The organism is Actinoplanes xinjiangensis, from assembly GCF_003148685.1.
Taxonomy (GTDB): Bacteria; Actinomycetota; Actinomycetes; order Mycobacteriales; family Micromonosporaceae; genus Actinoplanes; species Actinoplanes xinjiangensis.
Window position 1 is genome coordinate 473,070 of sequence record NZ_QGGR01000003.1, and the last position, 23,883, is coordinate 496,952.

Annotated in this window: 23 protein-coding genes; 10 read left to right on the forward strand and 13 right to left on the reverse strand. The window is 71.0% G+C overall.

Annotation, left to right across the window (positions count from 1 at the left end; all coding sequences use genetic code 11):
- Window positions 1-16: 16 nt before the first annotated feature.
- The 5 genes from BC793_RS09010 to BC793_RS09030 form a co-directional block, all read right to left on the reverse strand.
- Entirely contained in the window at window positions 17-406 is a 390-nt protein-coding gene (locus BC793_RS09010) for a hypothetical protein (protein ID WP_109591169.1), read from the reverse strand.
- Window positions 407-454: 48 nt separating this feature from the next.
- A complete protein-coding gene (gene fabG / locus BC793_RS09015; protein WP_109591170.1) occupies window positions 455-1,216 on the reverse strand; it encodes a 3-oxoacyl-ACP reductase FabG in 762 nt (253 codons plus the stop codon).
- 96 nt (window positions 1,217-1,312) lie between these two features.
- Window positions 1,313-2,959, reverse strand: a complete 1,647-nt coding sequence (locus tag BC793_RS09020; protein WP_109591171.1) for an alpha-amylase family protein — start codon at window positions 2,957-2,959, stop codon at window positions 1,313-1,315.
- Complete coding sequence (locus BC793_RS09025) at window positions 2,952-3,971, reverse strand: hypothetical protein (protein WP_109591172.1); 1,020 nt, start codon at window positions 3,969-3,971, stop codon at window positions 2,952-2,954. The genes BC793_RS09020 and BC793_RS09025 overlap by 8 nt, the downstream gene beginning before the upstream one ends.
- Window positions 3,968-4,315 carry a PadR family transcriptional regulator gene (locus BC793_RS09030; RefSeq protein ID WP_109591173.1) on the reverse strand — a complete coding sequence of 116 codons (348 nt, stop codon included), beginning with the start codon at window positions 4,313-4,315 and terminating at the stop codon, window positions 3,968-3,970. The genes BC793_RS09025 and BC793_RS09030 overlap by 4 nt, the downstream gene beginning before the upstream one ends.
- A gap of 125 nt (window positions 4,316-4,440) precedes the next feature.
- Here BC793_RS09030 and BC793_RS09035 point away from each other — a divergent pair, with 125 nt between their 5' ends.
- Window positions 4,441-5,091: a DedA family protein gene (locus tag BC793_RS09035; protein WP_109591175.1), complete on the forward strand. Its 651-nt coding sequence runs from the start codon at window positions 4,441-4,443 to the stop codon at window positions 5,089-5,091.
- Between the two features lie 4 nt (window positions 5,092-5,095).
- On the opposite strand, the gene BC793_RS09040 is transcribed toward BC793_RS09035, so the two are convergent.
- Window positions 5,096-6,472, reverse strand: a complete 1,377-nt coding sequence (locus tag BC793_RS09040) for a carbohydrate-binding protein (RefSeq protein ID WP_109591177.1) — start codon at window positions 6,470-6,472, stop codon at window positions 5,096-5,098.
- Between the two features lie 126 nt (window positions 6,473-6,598).
- Between BC793_RS09040 and BC793_RS09045 the strand changes: the two genes are divergently transcribed.
- Together BC793_RS09045 and BC793_RS09050 are read left to right on the forward strand one after the other, a co-directional pair.
- Window positions 6,599-7,759 (forward strand): carboxylate-amine ligase, encoded by a 1,161-nt coding sequence (locus BC793_RS09045; RefSeq protein ID WP_109591179.1) that lies wholly within the window; start codon window positions 6,599-6,601, stop codon window positions 7,757-7,759.
- A gap of 274 nt (window positions 7,760-8,033) precedes the next feature.
- On the forward strand, window positions 8,034-9,287 hold the full coding sequence (locus tag BC793_RS09050) for a polysaccharide deacetylase family protein (RefSeq protein ID WP_239169723.1): 1,254 nt from the start codon (window positions 8,034-8,036) through the stop codon (window positions 9,285-9,287).
- On the opposite strand, the gene BC793_RS09055 is transcribed toward BC793_RS09050, so the two are convergent.
- Window positions 9,235-10,095: an Fpg/Nei family DNA glycosylase gene (locus tag BC793_RS09055; RefSeq protein ID WP_109591181.1), complete on the reverse strand. Its 861-nt coding sequence runs from the start codon at window positions 10,093-10,095 to the stop codon at window positions 9,235-9,237. The two genes, BC793_RS09050 and BC793_RS09055, sit on opposite strands and share 53 nt — an antisense overlap.
- Before the next feature lie 91 nt (window positions 10,096-10,186).
- Here BC793_RS09055 and BC793_RS09060 point away from each other — a divergent pair, with 91 nt between their 5' ends.
- From BC793_RS09060 to rocD, 4 genes are all read left to right on the forward strand, one after another.
- A complete protein-coding gene (locus BC793_RS09060) occupies window positions 10,187-10,792 on the forward strand; it encodes an ATP-dependent Clp protease proteolytic subunit (protein ID WP_109591183.1) in 606 nt (201 codons plus the stop codon).
- A gap of 102 nt (window positions 10,793-10,894) precedes the next feature.
- Complete coding sequence (locus tag BC793_RS09065) at window positions 10,895-11,479, forward strand: DUF308 domain-containing protein (RefSeq protein WP_109591185.1); 585 nt, start codon at window positions 10,895-10,897, stop codon at window positions 11,477-11,479.
- A gap of 258 nt (window positions 11,480-11,737) precedes the next feature.
- On the forward strand, window positions 11,738-12,535 hold the full coding sequence (gene ddaH, locus BC793_RS09070) for a dimethylargininase (protein ID WP_109591188.1): 798 nt from the start codon (window positions 11,738-11,740) through the stop codon (window positions 12,533-12,535).
- Window positions 12,536-12,620: 85 nt separating this feature from the next.
- The gene (gene rocD / locus BC793_RS09075; RefSeq protein WP_109591190.1) at window positions 12,621-13,835 is read left to right on the forward strand and encodes an ornithine--oxo-acid transaminase; all 1,215 of its coding nucleotides are present in this window, start codon (window positions 12,621-12,623) and stop codon (window positions 13,833-13,835) included.
- Between the two features lie 61 nt (window positions 13,836-13,896).
- Here rocD and BC793_RS09080 read toward each other — a convergent pair whose 3' ends face one another.
- On the reverse strand, window positions 13,897-15,045 hold the full coding sequence (locus tag BC793_RS09080; RefSeq protein WP_109591192.1) for an FHA domain-containing protein: 1,149 nt from the start codon (window positions 15,043-15,045) through the stop codon (window positions 13,897-13,899).
- A gap of 141 nt (window positions 15,046-15,186) precedes the next feature.
- Between BC793_RS09080 and BC793_RS09085 the strand changes: the two genes are divergently transcribed.
- Window positions 15,187-15,957 carry a hypothetical protein gene (locus BC793_RS09085; RefSeq protein ID WP_109591194.1) on the forward strand — a complete coding sequence of 257 codons (771 nt, stop codon included), beginning with the start codon at window positions 15,187-15,189 and terminating at the stop codon, window positions 15,955-15,957.
- Between the two features lie 19 nt (window positions 15,958-15,976).
- On the opposite strand, the gene BC793_RS09090 is transcribed toward BC793_RS09085, so the two are convergent.
- Both BC793_RS09090 and BC793_RS09095 read right to left on the reverse strand, forming a co-directional pair.
- On the reverse strand, window positions 15,977-17,017 hold the full coding sequence (locus tag BC793_RS09090) for a 1-acyl-sn-glycerol-3-phosphate acyltransferase (RefSeq protein WP_109591196.1): 1,041 nt from the start codon (window positions 17,015-17,017) through the stop codon (window positions 15,977-15,979).
- Window positions 17,017-17,862, reverse strand: coding sequence for a patatin-like phospholipase family protein (locus BC793_RS09095; RefSeq protein ID WP_109591198.1), 846 nt, complete (start codon window positions 17,860-17,862; stop codon window positions 17,017-17,019). Before BC793_RS09095 ends, BC793_RS09090 begins: the two co-directional genes overlap by 1 nt.
- 84 nt (window positions 17,863-17,946) lie before the next feature.
- Here BC793_RS09095 and BC793_RS09100 point away from each other — a divergent pair, with 84 nt between their 5' ends.
- Together BC793_RS09100 and BC793_RS09105 are read left to right on the forward strand one after the other, a co-directional pair.
- Entirely contained in the window at window positions 17,947-18,309 is a 363-nt protein-coding gene (locus BC793_RS09100; RefSeq protein ID WP_109591200.1) for a MerR family transcriptional regulator, read from the forward strand.
- The gene (locus tag BC793_RS09105) at window positions 18,291-18,638 is read left to right on the forward strand and encodes a thioredoxin family protein (RefSeq protein ID WP_109591202.1); all 348 of its coding nucleotides are present in this window, start codon (window positions 18,291-18,293) and stop codon (window positions 18,636-18,638) included. Before BC793_RS09100 ends, BC793_RS09105 begins: the two co-directional genes overlap by 19 nt.
- 42 nt (window positions 18,639-18,680) lie before the next feature.
- Here BC793_RS09105 and BC793_RS09110 read toward each other — a convergent pair whose 3' ends face one another.
- From BC793_RS09110 to BC793_RS09120, 3 genes are all read right to left on the reverse strand, one after another.
- Entirely contained in the window at window positions 18,681-18,836 is a 156-nt protein-coding gene (locus tag BC793_RS09110) for a hypothetical protein (protein WP_239169724.1), read from the reverse strand.
- Between the two features lie 102 nt (window positions 18,837-18,938).
- On the reverse strand, window positions 18,939-22,052 hold the full coding sequence (locus BC793_RS09115) for a cyclic nucleotide-binding protein (protein ID WP_109591206.1): 3,114 nt from the start codon (window positions 22,050-22,052) through the stop codon (window positions 18,939-18,941).
- Between the two features lie 229 nt (window positions 22,053-22,281).
- On the reverse strand, window positions 22,282-23,859 hold the full coding sequence (locus BC793_RS09120) for a S1C family serine protease (RefSeq protein WP_109591208.1): 1,578 nt from the start codon (window positions 23,857-23,859) through the stop codon (window positions 22,282-22,284).
- Between the last annotated feature and the right edge of the window lie 24 nt (window positions 23,860-23,883).

The following is a 23,883-nucleotide window of genomic DNA, read 5'->3' on the forward strand; positions in this document are numbered from 1 at the left end:
GAATCCGCCGCAACCGTCAGCCCCCCGACGACGAGCCGCCGCCGCCCTTACCGACGACACTGCTCTTCACCGTGCCGTTGGGGATCTTGCCCGTGGAGGGCAGCCCGAACTTCGACCGGGATGCGGCGTCGTTGTAAGGGAACTTGGTGCCCCCGGCGGGCAGTCTGGTGCCGATCGGATAGCCCGAGCGGTATCCGGACGAATGCCAGATGAAGAAACCGCCGCCGCCGCCACCGCCACCATCGTCGTCGCAGAGGTCCTCGTCGACGATCGTGCCGTCGGCGTCGGCGCAGTAGAAACCCTCGTCCACGTACTCATCGTTGTCGCACGCGGCCAGACCGCCCGCTGCCAGCAGGAGGAAGGTGCTGGTGAGCGACACGGTCCGGGAACTCATGCGTCGGTTCATGATTTCTTTGTAACTCTTCTCAGCAAGTTGCCAGTAACCCTTAGCCTGTCAGTCCCTCGGCCCGCCCGCCACGTATACGACCTGTCCGGAGACGAACCCGGCCCCTTCACCGACCAGGAACGACACCGTGTTCGCGACGTCCTCGGGGCGCCCGGCGCGGGCGACGGGAATCTGGCTCACCGCCGCCTTCTCGAAGTCGTCGAAGTCGACCCCGACGCGCGCCGCGGTCGCCCGGGTCATGTCGGTCACGATGAAGCCGGGCGCGACCGCGTTCGCGGTGATGCCGAACTTGCCGAGCTCGATGGCGAGCGTCTTGGTGAAACCCTGGAGGCCGGCCTTGGCCGCGGCGTAGTTGGCCTGGCCCCGGTTACCGAGGGCGGAGGTGCTGGAGAGGCTGACGATCCGGCCGAACTTCGCGGCGACCATGTGCTCCTGGACGGCCTTGCTGAACAGGAACGCACCACGCAGGTGGACGGCCATCACGGTGTCCCAGTCGTCCTCGGACATCTTGAAGAGCAGGTTGTCGCGCAGCACCCCGGCGTTGTTGACCAGCACCGTCGGGGCACCCAGCTCGGCCACGGTCCGCTCGACGGCCGCTCGGACCTGATCTTTGTCGGCCACGTCCGCGCCGATCGCGATGGCCGAGCCACCCGCCGAGACGATCGCGTCGACCGTCTCGGCGCCGGCCTTCTCGTCCAGATCGACGACCGCGACCGCCAGGCCGTCGGCGGCGAGCTTGCGGGCGATCGCCGCGCCGATGCCGCGGGCGGCTCCGGTCACTACAGCGACACGACGTACGGACTGCGACATTGCGGCCTCCGGTAGTGATCCACGCTGCTGGAGAGTGGTGATCCACGCTGCTGGAGAGTGGTGATCCACGCTGCTGGAAGCCGATGCTAAACCGGGTCAGGCGGTTCTGCGCATCCGGATCCACCGGTATCCGTACCCCGCGACGCGGATCTTGTCGAATTCGCCCGGCTCCGGGTACTCCTGGTCGGCCAGCACGTCGTTCGGGAAGTCGGCCTCGGCGGCCAGGCTGCTCAGATCGACCTCGCCCTCCTCGGTGCCCAGATTGTGCACGAACAGCATGGTTCCGGTGTCGGCGTCGGCGCGGTGCACCAGGATGCCCCTGGGGGCGGGCACGTCGACGTGGGTGCAGGATCCGCCGCCGATCTCGGGCGCCTCGCGGAGGGTCCGGATCATCCGCTCGAACCACGACAGCAGCGACTTCGGGTCGTGCCGCTGGAGGGTCGCGTTGAGCGTCTCGTAGCCGAACTCGCCACCCGAGATCACCGGCCGGACCAGCTGTTTCGGCTCCGCGCTGGAGAACCCGGCATTCGGCCGGTTGTTCCACTGCATCGGGGTACGGATGGCGTAGCGCCCGTCCAGGGAGAGGTCCTCGCCCATCCCGAGCTCCTCGCCGTACCGCAGCACCGGTGTGCCCCGCAGGCTGAACTGGAGCGCGTACGCCAACTCCAGCCGCCGCCGGTCGTTGCCGAGCATCGGTGCCAGCCGGCGGCGGATGCCCCGTCCGTACAGCTGCATGTTCTCGTCCGGGCCGAACTGCTCGAGCACGTCCTTGCGCTGTTCGGCGGTGAGCCGGGACAGGTCGATCTCGTCGTGGTTGCGCAGGAAGGTGGCCCACTGGCCGCCTTCCGGCAGCTGCGGGGTGTCCCGCAGCGCGTCGATGATCGGCTCGGTGTCCTGCCGGGCCAGCGCGAGCATCAGCCGGCCGTTCATCATGAAGTCGAACAGCATGTGGATGCGGTTGCTGGAGCCGCCCTCGTCACCGAAGAAGGCCACCAGCTTCTCCGGCTCCACATTGGCCTCGGCCAGCAGGACCGCGTCCCCCTTGCGCCACTGCACATGCTGGCGCAGCTCGCTGAGGAAGCCGAAGTCCATCGGCGAGGCCGGGTTGCCCGGCTCGGTCTGCTCGATGATGAACGGCACCGCGTCCATCCGGAAACCGGAGACCCCGAGCTGGAGCCAGAACGCGCAGATCTTCTTGATCTCCGCGCGGACCTCGGGGTTGTTGATGTTGAGGTCCGGCTGGAACTTGTAGAACCGGTGGTAGTACCAGAGCTTCGCGGTGCGGTCGTAGGTCCACGTCTCGGCCTGCTCGCCGGGGAAGACCATCCCCTGCTTGCGGTCCGCCGGCTCGGTCTCGCTCCAGACGAACCAGTCACGGAACGGCGAGTCCGGCGACGACCGCGCCGACTGGAACCAGTGGTGCTGGTCGGACGTGTGGTTGACCACCAGGTCGATGATCACCTTGATGCCGCGGTTGGCCGCCTGGTGCAGCAGCTCGGCGAAGTCGCCCAGGGTCCCGAAACGCGGGTCCACATTGTAGAAATCGGACACGTCGTAGCCGTCGTCCTTGCCCGGCGACGGGTGGATCGGGTTGAGCCACAGGCAGTTGATCCCGAGGCGGGACAGGTAGTCGAGCCGTCCGATCAGGCCGCGGATGTCACCGCAGCCGTCACCGTCGGAATCGGCGAACGTGTCGATGTCGAGGCAATAGACGACGGCCTTGGAATACCACCGGTCACTCATGCGCCCTTACTTGTCCGTGGCCCCGGTCGGCCAAACTCTCCAGGACCCGCAGCACCCCGAGACCACCGCCGAGGATGACGACCGGCGCCAGCAGGCTCACCGTGATACCACTCAGCATCTCCGCGCCGCCCAGATCGCCCCGGAGCGCCACGTTCACCAGTCCCGGCACGTCCCGAAGGACGTGGACGACGGTGAACAGCGTGGCCGACAGAACCGCGATGCGGCGACGCACCCACCGGCCGGCGGTCCACGTCGCGGCGGCCAGGACGAGGACCGGCGCCCAATCCTGGATCACCTCCCCCGGCTGGAAGAAGCTCTGGTCGAAGCCCTGGGGGACCCAGAAGCCCTCCAGGGCGGGCATCCGGGTCACGGCGGCCAGCGCCGCCCCGCCGACGGCCAGGGCCAGGCCTCGGGCGCCCAGCACCGAACGCACCCAGCGGCCGGAGACCGCGACGGCGAACAGAGCGGTGATCGCGATCCCGGCCGCGAGACCCCACACCGGCGACAGGCCCCGCGCATTCATCGGCACCGACCACAACCCGACCACCACGGCCTGCACCAGGACCCCGGCCACGGCCAGCGCGACCGTCGTCCGGCGCAGACCCAGCACGGCCGCGAGGACGACCAACGGCCAGACGACGGTGCGCATCGCCGGGTCGAGCAGCATCAGCCCGTCCACCCCGTGCAGCCGCAACGGGTCGCCCTGCCCCCACAGCACCAGGCCGGCGATCAGCCGGTTGATCCCGGCGCCGGCCATCAACAGCGCGGCAAACAGGGCGGTGACCGCGGCGGCGTCTCTCCACCCCGTACCCCTCTGGAGGTGGAAGGCCCGGCCGAGACGGGCGGTGAGGCCCGCGCGGATCAGATCCATCGCATCGGCCGGGGCGGGGAAGCGACGGCCGGGCGGGGCGCCGGACAGCAGCACGCCGATCATCTCCTCCTCGTACGCGGCCCGGTGGCCGGCCGGATAGACCCGCATCAGGCGGCGGTAGCGCCTCTCCAGACCGGTCACGTGGTCGCTCCTCCGAGTCGGGCCCGACGGCCCTGCAGACGGCGCTCGGCGATGGTCGCCTGGGCGCGCAGGCGGGCGGTCTCGGTGGCCAGGCTCTGCTCGCCGGCCCCCGTGAGCCGGTAGTAGCGCCGCAGCCGGGACTGCACCACCTCTTCGCGGTCGACCTCGATCAGCCCCTCGGTCCGCAGCCGGTCGAGGGCGGCGTAGAGGGTGCCGGCCCGCAGGCGCACCCGCCCTCCGGTCATGGCGGCCACGTCCTCGATCACGGCATAACCGTGGCGGGACTCCTCGGCCAGCGCGGTGAGCACGAGAAACGTCGGCTCACGCATCGGCGTGTCAGTCATGACGGAAGCATATACCGATGATCGGTATATGAGGTAGACGGTTCGGTGGCCTGCTCACGGGTAACTCTCAGAAACCGCCTGCACAGTGTGTGGGGAGTTCACGGCGACATTCGAAAGGCGGGCTCATGGCCGACGGTGATCTCGGTAATCTCGGTGGACTGACCGGCTGGGTCGCCTCGGTGATCGATTCGCTCGGCGAGATAGGCGTCGGGCTGCTGGTCGCACTGGAGAACCTGATCCCGCCGATCCCGAGTGAGATCGTCCTCTCGATGGCCGGCTATCTGGCCAGTCAGGGCCGGGTCAACCTGATCCTCGTCTGGATCACCGCCACGCTCGGCGCGCTCGGTGGCGCGCTCGTTCTCTACTGGCTGGGCCGCGGGCTCGGCGAGGAGCGACTCAAGCACTGGCTCGACCGCATCCCGCTGGTCGACCTCGACGATCTGAACACCGCCGACCGCTGGTTCGAGAAACACGAGCGGGCCGCGGTGCTCTTCGGCCGCTGCGCGCCGGTGGTCCGCAGCCTGGTCTCCATCCCGGCGGGTGCCAACCACATGCCGATGGGCCAGTTCATGCTCTTCACCGCGATCGGCAGCGGCTTCTGGAACGCCCTGTTCATCGGCGGCGGATACGCGCTCGGCTCCCGCTGGAAAGACCTGGAGATGTACGCCCAGTGGTTCGACTACGCGATCTGGGCGTTCTTCGCGGTCGCCATCGGGTCGTGGGTGGTGAAGAAGGTGCGCAAGCGGCGGCAGCGCACCGCCGCCCGCGCACGCTAGCCGGTCACTTGCGGAACTGGATCCAGTTGACGTTCACGAAGTCGGCCGGCTGGCCGCTGGTGAAGGTCAGGTAGACGGTGTGGGATCCGGTCACGTTCGACACGTTGGCCGGGATCGAGGTCCAGTTCTGCCATCCGCCGGTATTGGCGAGGGCGAAGCTCCCGATCGGGGCGTTGCCGCGGCTGTCCAGGCGCACCTCGATCAGGCCACTCACCGCGGAGCCCGCACCGGAGGCCACCCGGCCCACGAAGTCCTTCACCCCGCCGGTGCCGAAGTTGACGTTGTTGAACTGCAACCAGTCACCGTTCGCGATGTGACTGACGTTCTGCCCGCCCTCCGAGGAGGTCTCGAGCTGCACCCCGGCGGAGGCGTTGTACGACTCGGCCTCGATCCGGGAGTACGCGTCCCGGCTGCCGGACGGCGGCGGGGTGGTGGTCGGGGGCGTGGTCGGCGTGGTGCCACCGCCGGACTGGTACACGGCCACATAGTCGACCACCATCGGCACGCCGGACTGGGTGGCCGCGGTCGGTCCGCCACCGAACGCCGCCGGGAACCCGCCGCCGATCGCCACGTTGAGGATCATGAAGAACCCGTGGTGCAGGGCGTTGTTCCAGGTGGTGGCGTCGACCGCGTTCGAGGTGAGGGTGAAGTAGTTGTTCCCGTCCAGATAGAAGCGCAGCTGCTCCGGCGAGACGCTCCGGTCGTACTCCGTGGCGTACGTGTGGAAGCTGCCGAGACAGCCGCTGCAGGCCCGCTCGCCGCTGGTCAGGCCGGTGGTCTCGTTGCACGGGCCGCCGGGGTTGGTGCCGCAGTGCAGGGCGGAGAAGACGCTGGACCGGCCGTTGATGTTCTCCAGGATGTCGATCTCGCCGATGCTCGGCCAGTTGGTCGCACCGACCGGGCGGGCCGCGGCGCCGAGCGCCCAGAACGCCGGCCAGTACCCGGCGGCGGCCGCGCCGGTGACGTTGGGCTGCTGGATGCGGGCCTCCATGCGCATCTTCCCGCCGGCCGGCGCGGCGAAGTCGGTGCGCTGGGTCTCGACCCGGCCGGAGGTCCAGCGGCCGGCGGAGTCCCGGATCGGCTTGATCACCAGGTTGCCGCCGCCGTCCTGGTAGACGTTGGCCGTCGAGTCGGTCATCGTCTCGATCTCACCGGTGCCCCAGTTGGCGGCACCGCCGGGATATCCGGTGCCGGTGGAGTAGAGCCAGTGGGACCGGTTGAGGCCGGTGCCCGCGGCACCGGTGAAGTCGTCGCTGAAGACCAGCGTCATGCCGGCGGGCGCGGCGGGGACCGCGGCGTCGGCGCTGGCCACGAAGGTCACCGAGGCGCCGACGGCGAGCATCGCCGTGGCTGTGGCCAGCAGTTTCCGGGGGATTCTCATGGGGGACGCGCCTTTCCTGGGGAGCTGAGAGAGCGCTCTCAGAGATTGCACGCTTGTTTCCAGGGCTTGTCAATATGGAAGTACGCCTATCGTTTCCGAGGAGATCAGCCCGGGTAATGCGCTCGCATGGATACGGCGATCTCTCCCGAACTCGCCACGAAAGCCGAGCGTGACGACCTTCTCACCCTCGGCGTCGAGGAGGAGTATCTGCTGGTCGACGCGGTCGAGCCACGAGCCGCCGAGGCGGTGGACGCGGTCTTCGCCGAGGTACCCGGCGAGCTGCGGGACGGGGTGCAGCACGAGTACTACCGCACCCAGATCGAGGTGGCCAGCCCGCCACAGCTCGAACTGGACGAACTCGCCGCGGCACTGCTCCGGTTGCGCTCCGGCGTCGCGGCCGCCGCCGAGCGGGCCGGCGTCCGGCTCGTCGCGGTCGGCACCGCACCGGCCACCGGCCAGAACGCACGCATCGTCGACAACGAGCGGTATCACCGGATGCGGCAGCGCTTCGGCGACCTCTCCCCCGGCCAGGGCATGTGCGGCACCCACGTGCACGTGAGCATCCCCGACCCGGAGACCGGCGTGCGGGTGCTCAACCACCTGCGCCCGTGGCTGCCGGTGCTCCAGGCGGCCACCGCCAACTCACCGCTGTTCGGCGGGCGCGACACCGGATACGCCAGCTGGCGCTCGATGATGTGGGAGCGCTGGCCCACCGTCGGCCCGACGCCGTACCTGCGGTCGCACGAGCACTATCTGACGCTCATCGGCGACCTCGAGGCGAGCGGCGCGATGCTCGACGCGGGGATGCTGTACTGGTACGCCCGGCTCTCGGCGACCTATCCGACCGTGGAGATCAGGATGGGCGACGTGATGCCCACCGCCGACGACGCGGTGCTGCTCGCCGCGCTGGCCCGGGCGCTGGTCGGCACGCTGCTGCACGAGGTGCGGGCCGGCATCGAGGCGCCGGACGTCGAACACCCGCTGCTGATGGCGGCGCACTGGCGGGCCGCGCACGACGGCCTGGAGGGCCTGAACATCGACATGGCGACCCGTGAGCCGCGCCCGGCGTGGCGGCTGCTGCGCCAACTGTTCGACTACGTGCGCCCGGAGCTGGAACGGCACGGCGACCTGGCCACGGTGACCGCCCTGATGGGACGCCTGCACGAGCACGGGACCGGCGCGGCCCGACAGCGGGCGATGCTGGCGAGCGGGGCGTCGGTCGGTGACGTGGTGGACGAACTCGCCCGGGCCACCCGGGGCGAGCCGGGGAATCCACCCATCGACTGACAAGGTCCTTCTGTCCTTTATGGGTACTTGATCACGCTCATTGGGATATGACGCTCACAGATTGCACCCTCCGGCATCACCTCGGGTGAACAGCGCATATGTCGCTGCGTGAGCAGACAGTGACCGATTCGGTATCGCGCTGGATCATGCGGCACGGTAGGCATGACGAATGTCGTCGCACGCTTCCCTCCCACCTGCGCCGACGTCCCGTGCAGACAGCCCGGCGACCGGCCGGCACCGGGCTCCGGCCGGGGCGACACCCGCACAGCCTGTGGTGTCCCGGCTGACCAACCTGCGCGCCGCGATCGTCACCGCCTCCGGAGCGACCGTTCCGGCTCCCCGGTCCGCTCGGCACCGCGCCGGGTCGTACGACTCCTACGGGGCCACCGCCCGCCGCGCGCAGGCCCGTACCGCCCGGCACTCGCCACCGCCGGGGTCCGAAAAGGACCGTACTTCCGGCGGCGCGCACCGCGCGCCCTCGACGATGCCGGTCGAGACCTGGGTCCGGGCGGCGAAGAACCGGCCGCAGGTGCTGCTCGGCACCCTGGTCGCCGCCGGCCTGCTGCTCACCGCCGTGCCGACCATCCCGCAGGAGGACGGTGGCACCACCTCGGTGATGACCGCGGCCGCCGAGGCGGTCGGCGTGATCGAGAAGACCGAGCGCAAGAAGCCCGCACCGGACCGCGAGCCGGCCGTCATCGCCGGCGCCCCGGCTGCCACCCGGACGGCCGAGCCCGAGCCGTCGACTCCACCGGCCACCCCCGCCGTGAAGCCCACCGAGGACGCTCCGCCGCAGATCGTGGTGCCGGCCGGGGACGGGCCCTTCAACTCGTTGCGTACCACCGGTTCCCGCGTGGTGATGCTCAGCTTCGACGACGGCCCCGACCCGGTGCAGACGCCCAAGATCCTCGCGCTGCTCGACAAGTACCAGGTGAAGGCGGTGTTCTGCCTGGTCGGCACGCAGGCCCGGCGGCACCCGGACCTGGTCCGGCAGATCGCCGAGGGCGGGCATGTGCTGTGCAACCACACCTGGAGCCACGATCTGAAGATCGGTGGCAAGAGGACCAACCAGATCAAGGCTGATCTGGATCGGACGAACGCGGCGATCCGGGCGGCGGTTCCGGGCGTCGAGATCCCGTACTTCCGGGCGCCCGGCGGCAACTTCACCGACCGGTTGGTGAAGACGGCGTACGTCGACGGCATGACCTCCCTCTACTGGGAGGTCGACCCGCGCGACTGGGAGCACCCGGAGGGCGAGACCTCCGAGCAGCACGTGAAACGGATCATCGAGCAGGTCCGGAAAGAGACCCGGCCCGGCGCGATCGTGCTGTCCCACGACTTCAACCAGCCGGACACCACGGCGGCGTACGAGCAGTTGCTGCCCTGGCTGGTGGAGAACTTCGAGGTCGGCGTCCCCGGAGCCGAGACCCCGGAGCCCGCGCCGTCGTCGTCCGCCCCCGAGCCGGCCCCGTCGGTCACCCCGTCCGGGGCACCGTCCGCCGCACCGAGCGACGCCGCGGCGGCGTGACCGGCGGCTGACACGACGGGCACCAGTAGAGGTTGCGGCCGGCCAGCTCGTCCCGCGCGATCGGGGTGCCACAGATCAGGCAGGGCTGGCCGGGACGGCGATAGACATACACCTCGCCGCCGTGCCGGTCGACCCGCGGTGCCCGCCGCATCGCCTCCGGCGTGTGCTGCGTGTGCACGGTGTCGATCCGGCCGCGCAGCACGCCCTCCTTCATCAGCGCCCGCAGATCGTCCCAGATCGCCGCCCAGCGGTCGGCGTCGATCGCGACACCCGGCGTCTCCGGGGACAGCCCGGCCCGGAACAGCGTCTCGTTGGCGTAGATCAGGCCACAACCGGCCACGATGGACTGGTCCATGAGCAGGGCGAACAAGGGCTTGGTGCTGGCCCGGACGCGGGCGAACGCGGCGGACGGGTCGGCGTCGTCACGCAACGGGTCGGCCCCCAGCCGGGACCGCAGCAGGTCCACCGCGCCCGGGTCGAGGACCTCGCAGGCGGTCGGGCCGCGCAGCTCCAGCCAGTGACCGGAACCGGTCAGAACCATCCGGATCTGACCGACCGGGGCCGGGGCGGGCAGCTCCCCGTCGGCGAACTTCCCGTAGAGGCCGAGGTGTACGTGCAGGGTCTGCTCGCCCTCGTAGTGGTGCAGCAGATGCTTTCCGTACGCCTCGGTGTCGAGCAGCCGGCGTCCGTCGATCAGCGCGGCGCCCGCGGTGAAGCGGCCCTGCGGGCTGCCCGCGGTGACCGGATGCCCGGCGAAGAGTTCGCGATGGCGGATCGCGAGGCGGTGAATGGTATGTCCCTCCGGCACGCACCAAAGGTAGCCGGGCATTATGCCGTCAGCGGATTCGCCCTGAGGCGAATCGCTGGGATCCACGGCCCGGCTGGGAGAAAGTGTCTGCATGAGCATTGAGACGACCATGCGTGGTGGCGGCGCGACCTTCGACGACCAGGTCTTCGAGAGACTGCTCCGGGAGCGGATCATCTTCCTCGGCAGTGAGGTCAACGACGAGGTGACCAACCGCATCTGTGCGCAGATGCTCCTGCTCGCCTCCGAGGACTCGGAGCGCGACATCGCGCTCTACATCAACTCACCGGGTGGCTCGATCAGCGCCGGCATGGCGGTGTACGACACCATGCAGTACATCAAGAACGACGTGGCCACCATCGCGATGGGCATGGCCGCCTCGATGGGCCAGTTCCTGCTCTGCGCCGGCACCCCCGGTAAGCGGTACGCGCTGCCGCACGCCCGGGTGATGATGCACCAGCTCTCCGGCGGCATCGGCGGCACCGCGGCGGACATCGCCATCCAGGCCGAGAGCATGCTGCACATCAAGCGGGTGATGAACGAGCGGATCGCCTTCCACTCCGGCCACACGCCGGAGGAGATCGAGCGCGACTCCGACCGGGACCGCTGGTTCACCGCCCAGCAGGCCAAGGACTACGGCCTCGTCGACCACGTGATCAGCAGGGCCACCGACGTGAACGCGGTGTCCTCCCTGGTCTGACCCGGTTTCGGCGAAGGGCACGTCCTGGAGGGCGTGCCCTTCGTGTCGTTTGCGGGCGGTAGGGGTATGTAGCCGTGTCACACCTGCCAAGGAGGTTCAGACGTGAGGCTCCCCACCTTCCCCCGCCAGACGACCGTCGACGACGCGAACACCGAGCGCACACCGGTGACGCCGCGACACGACGAACCCACCACCGCCACACTCGCGCCGGTCCGTTCGGACACCGTCGCTCCCCCGCCGGCCCGCCCGCAGACGTTCCCGCCGCGTACCGGGACCTCCCTCTCGGGGACCTCTCCCTCCGAGACCGAGCGGGCCCGCGCCGTCTCCGAGCCGGTCACCGTGCCGGTCACCACGCCCGCTCCGCGGGCCCGGGCCAGCCTCGTCGCGACCCTCGGCCTCGTCCTGGCCGTTGCCGGCGCGCTGCTGGTGCTGTCCGGACCCCTTCTGGGGTACGGCGTGGGCGTGTCCGCGGTGGCGCTGGTCCTCTCGCTCGCCGGTATCTTCGCGACCCGCAAGCGGCACGTGGCCGGCAAGACCGGCGCACTGATCGGTGTGGTCCTCTCGCTCGCCGCCGTCGTGATCGGCGTGCTCGCGCTGGCCGGCCAGCTGTGGTGGCTCGGCACCGACACGCAGACCGTCACGGAACTGCGGACGTGGCTTGACACACAGTTTGAAACCCGGATTTGACGGGTACCTGACATTCACCGCCGATGATGTGGCGGCGGACATTCTCTCGGAACCGGGACGGCGAAGGCCGGCCCGCCCCGAATGCCTCCGGCGGTTCGCCGGAGATCGTTGAGGCCCCGGCAAGGGCGGCGGTTCGCCGTCCCGCCGGGGCCTTTGCAATGAATCGCCGTCGACCACCGTGATCACGCAACGATCCGCCGGTGTACGCATGGTTACTCCCTGGGGATCGTCGGTCACCCCCGCATACCGTTTTTCACCATGAGCCTGAAGCGCCGCTACCTGATGTGCCGGCCCACCCATTTCGCCGTCACGTACCGGATCAATCCGTGGATGGACCCGACGGCGCCGTACGACAACGCGCTGGCCGTCAGCCAGTGGGAGAACCTGCGGCAGACGTTCCTCGGGCTCGGCCACACCGTCGAGCTGATCGATCCGCTGCCCGGCCTGCCCGACATGGTCTTCGCCGCGAACGGTGGCACCGTCGTCGACGGACGGGTGCTGGGGGTGCAGTTCCGCGACGCCGAGCGGGCCGACGAGGCCCCGGCGTACGCCTCCTGGTTCCGGGAGCGCGGCTTCGAGGTCCGCGAGCCCAAGCACACCAACGAGGGCGAGGGCGACATCCTGCTCGCCGGTGACGTGCTGCTGGCCGGCACCGGGTTCCGGACCGCCCACGCGTCGCACGCCGAGACCCAGGAGTTCCTCCAGCGTCCGGTGATCACCCTGCAACTCGTCGACCCGGCCTACTACCACCTGGACACCGCGCTCTGCGTGCTGGACGAGCGGACCGTCGCGTACCTGCCGGAGGCCTTCTCGCCGGGTTCGCAGGCCGTGCTCCGGCAGCTGTTCCCGAATGCGATCATCGCCACGCCGGAGGACGCCGCCGTGCTCGGCCTGAACGCGGTCAGCGACGGGGAGACCGTCGTCCTGGCCGAGCAGGCCACCCACCTGGCCGGGGCGCTGCGCGCGGCCGGTTACCGGACCATCGGGGTCGACCTGTCCGAGCTGCGCAAGGCCGGCGGCGGACCCAAGTGCTGCACGCTGGAGGTACGGCCGTGATCGACTGCACCGAGTGGCACCTACCCGCACCCGCGGGAAACCTCGCGGACGAGGGCCGGGACAGCATGGCAGGAGGGCACAGCTCGTGACGACCGTGGAATTCCGTACGCCGGAGGCGCTCGCGGAGGCGGAGCGCTGGACCGCCCACAACTACCACCCGCTGCCGGTGGTCGTCGCCGAGGCCGAGGGCGCCTGGGTGACCGACGTCGACGGGGTGCGCTACCTGGACTTCCTGGCCGGATACTCGGCGCTCAACTTCGGGCACCGGCACCCCGGCCTGATCGCCGCCGCGCACGCCCAGCTCGACCGGGTCACCCTGACCAGCCGGGCGTTCGTGCACGACCAGTTCGGCGCCTTCTGCCGCGGGCTCGCCGCGTTGTGCGGCAAGGACATGGTGCTGCCGATGAACACCGGCGCCGAGGCCGTCGAGACCGCGATCAAGGTGGCCCGCAAGTGGGGCTACCGGGTCAAGGGCGTGGCCGCCGAGCAGGCCGAGATCATCGTGGCGGCCGACAACTTCCACGGGCGCACCACCACCATCGTCAGCTTCTCCACCGATCCCGATGCGCGGGCCGACTTCGGGCCGTACACGCCCGGGTTCGTGGTGGTGCCGTACGGCGACCTGGCCGCGGTCCGGGACGCGATCACCCCGAACACGGTGGCCGTGCTGATGGAACCGATCCAGGGCGAGGCCGGGGTGCTGGTGCCGCCGGCCGGCTTCCTCGCCGGGCTCCGTGAGCTGTGCACCGAGACCGACGTGCTGATGATCGCCGACGAGATCCAGTCCGGCCTGGGGCGTACCGGGAAGACCTTCGCCATCGATCACGACGGCGTGGTGCCCGACATGTACGTGCTGGGCAAGGCCCTCGGTGGCGGCATCGTGCCGGTCTCCGCGGTCGCCGCCGACCGGGCGGTGCTCGGTGTGCTGCGGCCCGGTGAGCACGGCTCCACCTTCGGCGGCAACCCGCTGGCCTGCGCGGTCGGAACCGAGGTGGTCAAGCTGCTGGAGACCGGCGAGTTCCAGGAGCGCTCGGCCCGGCTCGGCGCCCGGTTGCACGCCGGACTGGAGGCGCTGATCGGTCAGGGCGTGATCGCGGTCCGCGGGCGGGGCCTCTGGGCCGGGGTGGACATCGACCCGGCGCTGATGACCGGCCGGCAGGCCTGCGAGCGGCTCGCCGAGCGTCGTGTGCTGGCCAAGGACACGCACGGCTCGACGATCCGGCTGGCGCCGCCGCTGGTCGTCACCGAGGAGGACCTGGACCACGCGCTGGCCCAGCTCGCGGCGGTCCTGCGGGGCTGACCGGAATCGTGAAAGGGGCGCTGCCGACGGCAGCGCCCCTTTTCTCGTCTGTTTGCGGCGGTCAGCGGCCGACCGGCCGGAACGCCATCGTCGGGGCCTCGCCCATCACCGACTCCGGCTGGACGTTGCCGCCGCTGGCCCAGAGTCGTGACCGGCCGATGAGCACCGCGTGGTAGAGCTCGACGATGTCGTCCTCGGCCAGCACCCGGCTCTCGTCACGCCGCAGGGTGATCCGTGCGCCGTCGTCCATCGAGCCGCCCGGCCGGACCCCCGAACCGTTCATGCTGATGTCGGTGACGGTCACCTGACCGCCGCGCAGCGTGAACTGCACGTGCCCGCGGCTGATCCATTTACGGGCGTCGTCGGTCAGCCACTGGCCCAGCATGACCCCCGAGCCGCCCTCCGGCGCCCGGCCGACCACCGTCGCCCGGTCCTCGGAGACCACGAACCGCTGCCGGATCACACCGTCGATACGGACCGAGAAGACCTCGGTGGCCGGGCGCGGCCCGACATCCTTCAGCCGCTCGCCGTGCCGCGGGCAGGTCGGTGCGCCGGCCCGCAGAGCGGGCGGTGGCTGCGAGACCGGGCTCGTATACGTCCTCATGTCGGCGAACGGGCTGTCCGAGTCGCCACCGTCGCCGTAGCTGTTGCAGCTCAGGGACGGGCACCGCCACACCCGGGCGAGCAGCCGCTCACCCAGCGGCGAACGCGGCACCGGCGGTGTCGCCTCGCCCCGGCCGACCCGGGCCACCAGTGTCGGGCCACCCTGGGCCGACACCAGGGCCAGCAACCGGCCCGGCTCGGCCACCCAGGGCCGGCTGGCCCGGAACCGGTCCTCCCGGTCACGGGTGAGCACCGGCAGGCCGAGCATCTCGGCCACCTCCAGCACCCGGTCCTCGACCTGCGGCACGACCTCGACCTTGCCGTCGTCCGCCCAGCGGCGGACCACCATGCGCTCGTTCGAGGTGAGGTCGGTGTCGGAGAGCAGGCCATGCGGCGTCACCACATAGACCGGCACGTTCTCCTCGGAGACGTAGCGGCCGAGCGCATCGACCAGCAGACCGAGACGGACCAGGCTGGCCGGACGACCACCATCGAGATCCGCATAACGGACGACTTCTGCCAGATCCACCACGGCCCGGGCAAGCGCCGGGTCGGTGGTGAGCCGGGCCTCGATGGCGTCGAGGACCTTGCTGACCTCGAATCTCACGAGTCCTCCCCCTGTACGTACGCGTGCGGACTCCTCCGATCCATCATGCCCCTCTCATGATCGCCCCGGAAATCGGGCCGGGAATTGTCGGACCCGCCCGCTATCGTGGGCCCCGTTCAAAACATTGACAGGGAGATACACATGAGTTTCCAACGCTTGGCCGTCGTCTCGGTGACGATCGCCGCCATCGTCGGGCTCGGCGGGTGCAACTCCGGGTCCAAGGATTCCGGCACCAACGGCGCCGCGCCGGCCGCCACGACCGCGGCCGCCACCACCCCGCTCGAGGATTTCGTCGCCGCTTCCAAGAAGCTCGGCGGCGAGACGATGAAGATGAAGATGTCGATGCCCGGTGGCATCGAGGCCACCGGCTCCGCCGATCTGGCCGGCAAGAAGCTCGACATGAAGATGACCATGGCGATGGGCACCGAGTCGCTGGACATCGCGGTTCGCCTGGTCGGCGAGACGATGTACATGAAGATGGGCCCCACCGGCGACAAGTGGATGTCGCTCGACGTGTCGAAGCTCCCGGCGGGCAACTCGCTCAACCCGGAGAACATGGCGAACGCCGAGGCGTTCGCGGCCGCCGCGGTCGACGTGAAGCGTGACGGCGACAACTTCAGCGGCACGCTCGACATGACCAAGTCGCCGACCGCCGACCCGGAGTCGATCAAGGCGCTGGGCGCCAAGGCCACCGCCGTCCCGTTCACCGCCAAGCGTGACAGCGAGGGCCGTCTCACCGAGATGGTCATCGACATGAGCGGGATGGGCGCGGGCGCTGGCAAGATCACCACGACCTACTACGACTTCGGCACCAAGGTCGACGTCGCGGCACCGGCTGCCGGCGAGGTCACCCCGATGCCGGCGGAGATGCTGAAGGCGTTCACCGCCCAGGGTGCCACCGCCGGGGCGTAACGGCTGTTCTGGTGGGCCCCTATCGCGCGCGTGGCGTCCAGAGCGGGCGCGGCGCGGGCCGGTTCTCGTCGATCCACGCGTCGATGCGGGCCCACCAGTCGTAAAGCCACTCGGTCCGCTCCTGCTCGCCGGTGGGCACCTCCTCCGGCGGCACGCTCCAGAAACGCATCACCAGGCGCTTGTCCATCGGCAGCTCCCGCCACACGTCCGCGACGCTCACCATCCGGTCCAGGCCGGTGTGCGCCACGAAGATCACGCCGGCGTCCGGTGCGGCGTCGATCGCGGCGAGCAGGCCACCCGGTTTCGGTGGCAGCAGATTGCGCAGGCTCTCCGCCCGGACCGCCATGTCGTGCAGGCCGCGGGCCCGCAGCCGGGCGATCGCGCTCACCTTGCGGCGCGGCGTGAAATTGCCGCCCTCCGGGAAGATCACGAAGGCGTCGTTGTCGTCCAGGCCGGTGGCCAGCTCGCCGATCTGCTCCTCCAGCGAGGCCGTCCGGGTGCGGCCCGGCGAGATGAACCGGTTGGGCAGCCGATTGAGCAGTACGTCGACCGCCGGATCCCACTGCAGCGCGGCCTTCAGCACGATGCGCGGCTCCCGGGCGAACCAGTTGACCAGCGCGTGGATCAGCGTGAACGAGTCACCCGGGCCGGCATGGCGGCTGACCACGATCTCCGGCCGCCCCGGCTGGGCGGTGTCCGGGTCGGTGCCGACCACGTCGATCTCCAGGTGCAGCGACCAGCGCGCGAACCAGAAGAGCGCGCCCAGGAAACGGCCGGTCAGCACGTAATGGGCGCGCTGGAACCACGGGCCGCGGATCCGCAGGCCGAACCCGGAGACGATCCAGAGGACGCCCAGGGACACCAGCGCCACCGCGTCCCACACCAGGTAGACGACCACCAGGAACACCAGCCGCGGGACCCGCAGCCGGCCCGGCACCAGTGGCGAGACCGCCAGCGCCAGGATCAGCCAGATCGGCAGCGTGGTGAGCAGGGTGAACGCCAGGAGCACGACGGTGGGTGCGATCACCAGGCGCCGGACCCAGACCGGAGGCGGTCTCATCAGGACTCCGGCAGCGGATGCACGTTCGCGGCCAGATAGCGCCGCGAGGCGGTGTACGCCCGGCTGATCCGGCGGCCCACCGCGGCCATGTCCCGGTACGCCCACGGCGAATCGTCCCGGCCGTCACCGCCGCCGCCCGGGAGCACATGCACCCGCACGTCGTCCGGCAGGGAGGCCATCTCGCGCGCGAACCGGTGCCGGCGGGCGATCTCGAACGCCACCTGCGCCACCTCCCACGGCCGTCGGGGCACACTGAGCGGCCGCTCAACCCGCCCGACCTGCAACACGAAGATCAGTTTCGCCCCGAGCCGCACCGCCTCGCCGATCGGGATCGAGTTCACGATTCCACCGTCCACATAGTTCTCGCCACCGATCTCCATCGGCGGCAGCAGACCCGGCACCGCCGACGACGCGAGCACCGCGTCGACGAGCGGTCCACTGTCGAACCAGTGCTCGGCGGCCCGCTCGATGCTCGCCGCGCAGCAGTGGAACGGCACCTTCAGATCGGCGAACGTGGCCGACTCGCCCAGCTCGCTCTCCAGCAGGCGGCGCAGCGGGCGGGGCGAGTGCAGATGGGTACGGGCCGCGAACCGGCGCATTTGACGGCCGATCGAGTCGCCGTAGACGGCCGCCGCCTCCGGTGACGTCCAGAGACGGACCAGGCGCTCGGTGACCGGCTCGGACGGGTCGGAGGCGACCAGGGCACCGTTGACCGCACCGATCGACGTACCGACCACCAGGTCCGGCCGGAACCCGGCACGGAACAGCGCCCGGAGCATGCCGACCTCGACCGCGCCGAGGACACCGCCGCCGCCGAGCACGAACGCCACCGGACCGTCGACCATGCGCCCATCCTCGCACGATCTTGTGCCCGTGCCGCAGGTCACGGCCTTGCCTTGACGCCGGTGTCAGGCCCTACCGTCGACCTCATGCTGATCGGAGAGCTGGCCGAGCGGGCCGGCACCAGCCCTCGCACGCTGCGCTATTACGAAGAGCACGGGCTGATCCACCCGAGCCGCGACGCCAACGGCTACCGGCAGTACGACGACGGTGAGCTGCGCGTCGTGCACGAGATCCGGGCCCTGCTCGCCGACGGTTACGGCGTGGACGACATCAAGCCGTTCGTCGCCTGCCTGCGGGCCGGCAACAGCTCGGGCCACGTGTGCCCGGACTCGGCCGCCGTCCTGCGCCGCCGGCTGGCCGAGGTGGACGGCTATCTCGATCAGCTGACCGCGGTCCGGCACCGCCTGCAGACCCAGTTGGAGGAGATCACATGCCCGATGACGCCCTGATCACGGTGACCGACGCCACCTTCGCCGAGACGGTGCTGGCCGCGCCGACGCCGGTGCTCGTCGACTTCTGGGCGACGTGGTGCCCGCCGTGCGGCCCGGTGGCCCGGATCCTCGGCGAGCTGGCCGGGGAGTTCCGCGGCCGGCTGCTCGTCGCCAAGCTGGACGTGGACGCGAACCCGGCGACCACCATCGCCTACCGGGTGCACTCCATGCCGACGCTGCTGCTCTTCGACGGTGGCGTGGTGACCTCGACGATCGTCGGTGCCCGCCCGAAGACGATGCTCCGGCAGGCCATGACGAACGCCCTCCACCCGTACGTGAACAGCTAGCAGCCACCGGCGCGGGCCTGCCGGATCGGACCTCGGACGGCCCTAGTCCAGCTCGGGCATGGCGACCGGCTGGGGCCGGGGATGGCAGGCGCCGCACTGCACGGCGTCCTCGACCACCAGCGCCTCGGCCCGGTCACGCCGTGCCGACCGGGTCACCTCCAGCAGGTACGGCCCGAACCGCGCATGACCCGCGCACACGCCACGTCCGCAGAACCGGCACGTCGCGCGCGACGCCTCAGCACAGAACCAGCAGAGCATGGGCGGCCACTCCTCACTTGTCGCCGGCGAGGCCGCCCGCTGTCACTCGGTGGACGGCTCCGTCGGTTCTTCCGGGACGCTCGGCGATGTGGACGGCGTGTCGGGAGTGGTCGGCGACGTCGAGGCCGAGGCGCTGGCGCTCGGTGACGACGACCTGCTCGAACTCGGGCTCGTCGACGGGGAGGGCGACCGGGACCGGCTCGGCCGGATACTCGGGGCCGTGGTGGCCGGGGCGCCGGTGGTCGCCTCGGTGGTGGTCTCGGTGGCCGGGGCGGACGACTCCACGGTAGTCGGAGACACCGACGGGTCCACAGAGGCCGAAGGAGTGGATTCGGTCGGGAACACCTCGGTCGGTTCCTCGCTCGGCTCGACCTCGGTCGGCGGCTTGACCGTCACACCGTCACCGCAGTTCAGCTCCTTGCCGTCGGCGGTGCTCCCGGCCCCGCCGATGGTGACCGCACCGGACGAGACGGCGACCGAGCCCGGGTCGACCGAATACCAGGCGCGCCCGCCGCTGACGACGTCACCCTGGCCGCGCAGCACGGTCAGGGCGAGCGGCGCGAACGCCCCGCTCGGGCTGCTCGTGTCGGCCAGCAGCCGCCCGTTCTCCAGGGCCAGCGTCCCGGACGGGCTGGAGGTACGGCCCTTCTCCACGCCGACCCCGTTGACGGCGACGCGCGAGTTGCCGCAGAGCACCACGGCCCCACCGCCGGGGAAGGTCAGCAGGGCCACGCCCTTGCCGGGCACCTCGACCTTCGCGCCGGCCGCCAGATAACGCTGCTCGCCGAGCTGGAGTGACACCGCGGCACTCTTGATGTCCGCGGTGACCGTGCCGCGCTGGACGCTCAGCAGCACCCGCTCGGTGGGCATCTCGGCCCAGGCCGGGCCGCTGCGCACGTTGATCAGCAGGCTGCTGAGCGCGAACACCAGCAGCATGCTGACGAAGCCCCACATCCGGCGTTCGAAGTGCCGGTCCACGTCGTACTGCTCGTCGGCGTCCGGCGGGCCGGGCGGGACCGCCAGCGGCGGGTGCGCGGAACCGGGCCGGCCCACCGCCGGGGTGCTCGGGCGCAACATCGGCATCGGAACGCCGGGGCCGTACGAGCCGATCAGCGGCGGCAGGTCGGAGGCGTCCGGGAGGACCCAGAGCCGGACCGGGGTCCGCGCCTGCGCCACCATGCCGGGGCTGCCGTCGCCGACCGGGCCGACCAGGGTGCCGCGGCGCAGCTCGACGCCGTCCGGCATGGCGATCACGCCGGACTCGACGACCACGGCGTGGGTGGGGCCGGGCAGGATCACCGGCGCCCCCGGATCCAGGTCGACCGGGTGCGCGGCGGCGATCAGCGCGAGCCGCTGGTCCTCCTCCAGCGCGGCCAGCGCCGGGGTGTCGGCGAACAGCGCCTCGGCCTCGGCCCGCTCCTGCGGCGGTGGGCCGGGCATCGGCCCGACCACGGTCGCCACCGTCGAGGCGGGCAGGGCCAGCAGGGTGACGCCGGCGGTGTGCCAGTCGAGCTGGGCGGTGCGCCCGGTGAGCGCGGTGGCCAGGCCGACGACGCCGCCCGGGCCGACGTGGTGGCGGATGGTGCCGCCCGGATCCCCGGGACGCCGGCCGTGCAGCGCGCCCTCGACCACCACGTGCACGGCGCTGGAGGTCTCGCCGGCGAGCACCAGCTGACGACCGGTCGGCGGGCGCATCCAGCGGGCGCGGGCGGCCAGGGCCTGCAACGACGGCTCGGGCAGGCCGCCCAGCTCGGAGGCGCGCAGCGCGGCCACCCGGCGGGGCAGGTCGGCGTCCCGGTCGCGTTCGGCGGCCCGCTGCCGCAGCCGGCGGACGGTGCGCGCCATCCGGCCGAGCACGAACCAGAGCGGCGGGGCGACCACGCCGAGGATGATCACGAGCAGCAGGAGACGGGACCCGATCCCCTCGTACCAGAGGCCGACGGCGAGGCCGTGGATCCGGTCGGTCCACAGGCGGTAGCCCAGGCCGACCGCGCTGACCAGCCAGAGCAGGCCCAGTACGCCGTAGAGGGCGACCAGGCGGCCCTCCCGGTCCAGCATCCGCCAGCGGGGGCCGCGGCGGCGCAGGCGGCCGGACAGCCAGGACAGGCCACGGGCCCGTACGTCCGGGATCTCCAGCCAGTCCATCAGCAGGTACTTGCCGTCCAGCGGCAGCAGTGGGCTGAGGTTGAAGAACGTGTGCAGGTAGAAGAGGAACGCCAGTTTGAAGGCGAGCCCGGCGACGGCCGGTACGGCGAAGCCGGTGACCTGGAGCAGGCCGGCGAGCCCCAACGCGGTGGCCGGCCCGGCGGCGGTGACCGCGATCCGGGCCCGGCGCCCGGCCATCCAGACGTCGCTGGTGTCGACGAAGACCGAGGGGATGCCGAAGCGGAGCATCAGGCCGGCGGCCGGGACCTCACGCCCGACGCGTTTCGTCGCGAGCGCGTGGCCGAACTCGTGCAACCCGAGCACGAGCATGTTGAGCAGGACCAGGGTGCCGGCGCCGAGCAGGTACGAGTCGCCCACCAGGAACAGCGACCGGCTGCCCTGCTGCCAGGCGCCCGCGAACAGGATCAGCCCGGCCGCCGCCAGCAGCGCGCCCAGCCACACCGCGACCCGGGTGAACAGGAATCGCCCGACCGTCCGGTAGAACGTCGTGACGAGACCGTCCACCGGGACGGACAGGACCACACGACCGCGGCCCGCGGAGGCCGTCGGCTCACCGCGGAGCTCGCGCAGCGGGCGGAACGCGTCCATCGGGAGCTCTTCGAGCATCCGGTTGGCGGCCAGGTCGGCGACGACCCGGCGCACCTGGTCGGGCGCGAGCCGGCCGGCGATCCGGGCGAACTCGGCGACCAGCCGGGCCACCGTGCTGTCGCCGTCCATCATCAGGGCGAGCTGGTACTCCTCCGGGGTGAGCCGAAGGTACGAGCTGCGCCCGCCGTCGTCGGGCGAGCGGAGCATCACGTACCGGCCGCCGCGCACCGCGGTCCGGTGCCGGACCTCGATCCCGGATCGCAGCACCGGGCGGGCGCTGGCCGGGTTCAGCCGGTCGGCGACGGTGTGCCAGAGCCCGGTGTCGGCCGGTCCCGACGGGGCTCCCGGAGCCCGTCCGGCCAGGGCTTCCCAGACGTTCGTCCGGGTCTCGACATACGTCAACTCAGGGGGCCTTTCACTCCGCCGTGGCGAACACCGCGCGACCGCACCGACGGACGATGGCTTCGCCGATGGCGAATGGAGATTAGGCGCTTGCCTGCGGGAACGCGAGTCCTGCGCGCTAAATCTGTCCTCTTCTCCCGGAAAGGTCCGGATTCCCGGGGAACACGATCACGGCGGGTGACGCGCCCACCCCCGGGTCACGTCACCCGCCGTAGCGGAAGGGGAATGTCTACTCGGATTCCTGGAGCGTGACGGTGACTGTCTGCTCCGTGCCGTTACGGGTGAAGGTGAGGGTCATCTGCTGGCCGACGGCACCCGCCTGAACGGCTGCCACCAGGTCGTCCGAGTCGCCGATCGGCTTGCCGTCCACCTTCGTGACGACGTCGCCGCGCTGGAGCTTGGCCTTGGCGGCGGCGCTGTTGTCGACCACCGCGCTGACCGCCGCCCCGCCGTTCTCCGCGTTGGTGACGCTGACACCGAGGGCCGGGTGGCTGACCTTCTTGCCCTGCATCAGGGCCTCGGCGACCTGCTTGGCCTTGTTGCTGGGGATCGCGAAGCCGAGACCGATGTTGCCGGTGCCGGAGCCGGAGGTGGCGATCGCCGAGTTGATGCCGATCACCTCGCCGTTGGTGTTGACCAGGGCGCCACCGGAGTTGCCCGGGTTGATCGGGGCGTCGGTCTGCAGCAGGCCGGTCATCGTGGTCGGCGCCGACTGCTGCTGCCCCTGGCCGCCCCAGGGCGTCTGCGGCTGCTCCTGCTCGCCGCCGGACTGGATGGTGCGGTCCTTGGCGCTGATGATGCCGGCGGTGACCGAGCCCTCCAGGCCGAGCGGGCTGCCCAGGGCCAGGACGGTGTCACCGACCTCGATCTTGGAGCTGTCGCCGAAGGTGGCGGCCTTGAGAGCGGACACGTTCTCCGCCTTGATCACGGCCAGGTCGGTACGCTCGTCGGTGCCGACGATGCTGGCGGAGGTCTTCGTGCCGTCGGCGAAGATCACCGTCACGGTCGAGCCCTGCGCCGTCGAGACGACGTGGTTGTTGGTGACGATGTAGCCCTCGGCGGTCAGCACCACACCGGAGCCCTCGCCCGAGCCGGTGGTGATCGAGACGACGTTGTCCTGCACGGCGGCGGCGATCTGGGCCAGCGACGAACGGTCCACGACCCGGGTGACCGAGGAGTTGCCGGTCTGCACGGCCGCGGTGGGGTTGTCGGAATCCATGGCCACCGCGGTGGCGGCGCCGATCCCGCCCGAGACGAGCGCGATCAGCAGGGCCGCCGCACCGGCCAGGACGACCTTCCGCCCGCGGCCGGGGGGACGCCCGGAGCCGCCGGCCTGGGGCCCCGGGGTCCAGCCGGGCGGGACGCCGCCGGCACCGGAGGCCTGCGCCGTCGCGGCCGCGTGCCAGGCCTGGTACGCCGCCTGCTGCTGCGAATAGTCCGGGTAGTCGCCGCTCTGCTGCCCGTAGCCCGCCTGCGGGGCCTGGTAGGCGTAGTGCGGGTGACCGTAGGGCGCACCACTGGCCGACTGGGCGGTGACCGGCTGGGCCGACACCGGATGGGCGGCGGCCGGCTGCGCGGACACCGGATGGGCCGACACCGGCTCACCGGAGGCCGGCTGCTGCGACTGCCAGGGCGACTGCTGCGCCCAGGCGCTCTGCTGTTGAGTGGGTGCCGCGGACTGGGGAGCACCCGACTGCGGGGCAACCGGCGGCTGCGCAAGCGTCGGTTGCTCAGACTCCACCCGCTCCGCGCTGGTGTTGTCAGCGGCGGCGTCCGCGGGCCGCGGGTTGGTCTCGTTCTCGTTCATGTCGCTAACTCTGCCCCGTCGGAC